Source organism: Candidatus Accumulibacter vicinus, from assembly GCF_000584955.1.
Taxonomy (GTDB): domain Bacteria; phylum Pseudomonadota; class Gammaproteobacteria; order Burkholderiales; family Rhodocyclaceae; genus Accumulibacter; species Accumulibacter vicinus.
Map to the genome: position 1 here is coordinate 33223 of NZ_JDSS02000008.1, position 2022 is coordinate 35244.

A 2022-nucleotide genomic window follows, 5' to 3' on the forward strand; every position below is an offset into this window, starting at 1 on the left:
GCGGCGTCGCCCTGGCCGCGGGACGCGGCCAGGGCTGAGCGGGTTTTCGCCGGGCACGGACGATTCCTGGCCGCGAGCTCTGCCATGGCGATCAAGTAACCAGATCGACCAGTTGCTTGACGCTACGACCCAGGCGATCCAGCTTCCAGACCACGAGGGCGTCGCCCTCGCGCAGCATTTTCATCGCCTTGGCCAAGCCGGGGCGGTCAGCCTTCGTACCACTGACCTTATCTTCAAAAATCTTCTGGCATCCGGCCTTGGTCAAGGCTTTCTGCTGCAACTCAAGGTTCTGATCCTGCGTCGAGACGCGCGCATAGCCGATCAACATGGCTTGTCTCGCCCCAGGTCAATATATTCGTGCGCCACCTGCGTGACGTCTGCTCCGCCATGTTCTCTGATGTCATTGCGGTCTTTATCGGCGGCGTCCTGGTGCACGGCAGGCAGTTGTTTGAGCAACTCCGGTAGCCATTCTTGTACCGTCTCCCACACCACATCGAGGTTGATGTCGAAATAGCCGTGGGCCATACGATTGCGCATGTTGCGCATGCTGCGCCACGGCACTTCGGCGTGTGCCTGAGTGAACTCGGCGTAGCCATCCATCACCTTCGTGGCGGCCTCGCCGATGATGATGAGGCTCATGGTAACGGCCTGCTGGGTGCGCTTATCGGTAAGGAAGTCGTCCTTCGCCACCCCTTCCACGAAGCCGCGCGCATCCGCTGCGGCCTGCTGTATGTGATCGATGTAATCAGAAAGACGGCTTTCATTCATACCGGTTGCGCCTCTGCAAGTACCTTTGCTCGAAACTTTGGCGGCAGGTCGCCTGGTGTTAGCAAGTCAACGTGAACGCCGAGCAGCGATTTCAATTCGTCTTCTAAATCGCCCAAGTCCAATAACGTGGCACCAGGCAGTGCATCGACCAACAGATCAAGGTCGCTGCCGTCCCGGTCGGTGCCATGCAGCACCGAACCGAAGACGCGCGGATTCGCCGTGCGAAAACGGTTTACCGCTTCGCGCACTGCATTTCGCTTCATGTCGAGCACAACGGACGGTCGCATGGGCATTCTTTCTTGTCGAAACTCATTGCAATAGTAGCAGTTCCAGGCGTCCGGCAAGGCCATCAACGCCAAGGTGCGCCTGTACGGACGCATCGGCCAGGCGCTGATCGACCAAACGGCGATGATCCTGCCGCACGTCAAGATTACCGAGCTGCTGTTGGAGGTGGACGAATGGACGGGCTTCACCCGGCACTTCACGCACCTGAAATCGGGTGATCAGGCCAAGGACAAAAATCTGCTGTTGACCACCATGTATGCGTGGCGCGTCCGGCCGCCGTGGCGATTGCCGGCATCAAGGAAGGAGTGTCGAGAAATCTTACACTTGCGGCTTGCCCCAGACCGAGGCAGAAACATAAACGCTTGATAAAAAGACGGATACATTTTCATGGCACACTCTTTGCTTGGTATGCTCCAGCCGCGCAATCCGGCGCAGCAATCAACTCAAAGAGGACTAACCTATGAAATTTTCTCGCTTGTGCGCGGTAGCCGTGACGTCGGCTGCGGCTGCGTTGTCCACTCCAGCCTCTGCCATTCCGATTGAGGCCATCTTCAACGTCGCGGCGCTTGGCAGCTTCACTGCCGATACTGGCGATGTAACGACGGCAACCACCATCACTAACGGCGCGCCAACTCTGGTTGGGGCGATCGTCTCGAACAACGTCGGCCTGGTCGCCGGCCAATTGATAACTCTATCTCCCGACCCGATGGGCGTCACGATCGGCAGCATCTTCACGAAAGAGTTCACCACGGCGCTGGGAACGTTCCTGGAAACCCTGACAGTGACATCGGTGACCCCGGGCGCGAGCTCGCTGGGCGTTCTTGCCGTGGGTACGATCACGCAAACGATTGGAATCGGTTTCGACCCGACGCCGGTGTACTGGTCCGCCGCGTACACGCAGAACGCTGGCCCAGGCAGCCAGATCAACCTAGAATCCTCTGTTAACTCGCTCCCAGTGCGAGAGAAGGG

General features: G+C 58.7%; 4 protein-coding genes and 1 pseudogene. 2 read left to right on the forward strand and 3 right to left on the reverse strand.

What is annotated here, in order from left to right; all coding sequences use genetic code 11:
- Positions 1–97: 97 nt before the first annotated feature.
- From CAPSK01_RS02535 to CAPSK01_RS02545, 3 genes and pseudogenes are all read right to left on the reverse strand, one after another.
- Positions 98–328: pseudogene (locus CAPSK01_RS02535) on the reverse strand (recombinase family protein); the annotation flags it as partial.
- Entirely contained in the window at positions 322–768 is a 447-nt protein-coding gene (locus CAPSK01_RS02540) for a DUF86 domain-containing protein (RefSeq protein ID WP_273702958.1), read from the reverse strand. The pseudogene CAPSK01_RS02535 and the gene CAPSK01_RS02540, both read right to left, overlap by 7 nt.
- Complete coding sequence (locus CAPSK01_RS02545) at positions 765–1055, reverse strand: nucleotidyltransferase family protein (protein WP_034922090.1); 291 nt, start codon at positions 1053–1055, stop codon at positions 765–767. Before CAPSK01_RS02545 ends, CAPSK01_RS02540 begins: the two co-directional genes overlap by 4 nt.
- Positions 1056–1128: 73 nt before the next feature.
- Here CAPSK01_RS02545 and CAPSK01_RS24315 point away from each other — a divergent pair, with 73 nt between their 5' ends.
- Both CAPSK01_RS24315 and CAPSK01_RS02555 read left to right on the forward strand, forming a co-directional pair.
- Positions 1129–1419 (forward strand): Tn3 family transposase, encoded by a 291-nt coding sequence (locus CAPSK01_RS24315; protein WP_034922036.1) that lies wholly within the window; start codon positions 1129–1131, stop codon positions 1417–1419.
- Positions 1420–1513: 94 nt separating this feature from the next.
- A partial coding sequence (locus CAPSK01_RS02555; protein WP_273702959.1) for a hypothetical protein occupies positions 1514–2022 on the forward strand: 509 nt, incomplete at its 3' end.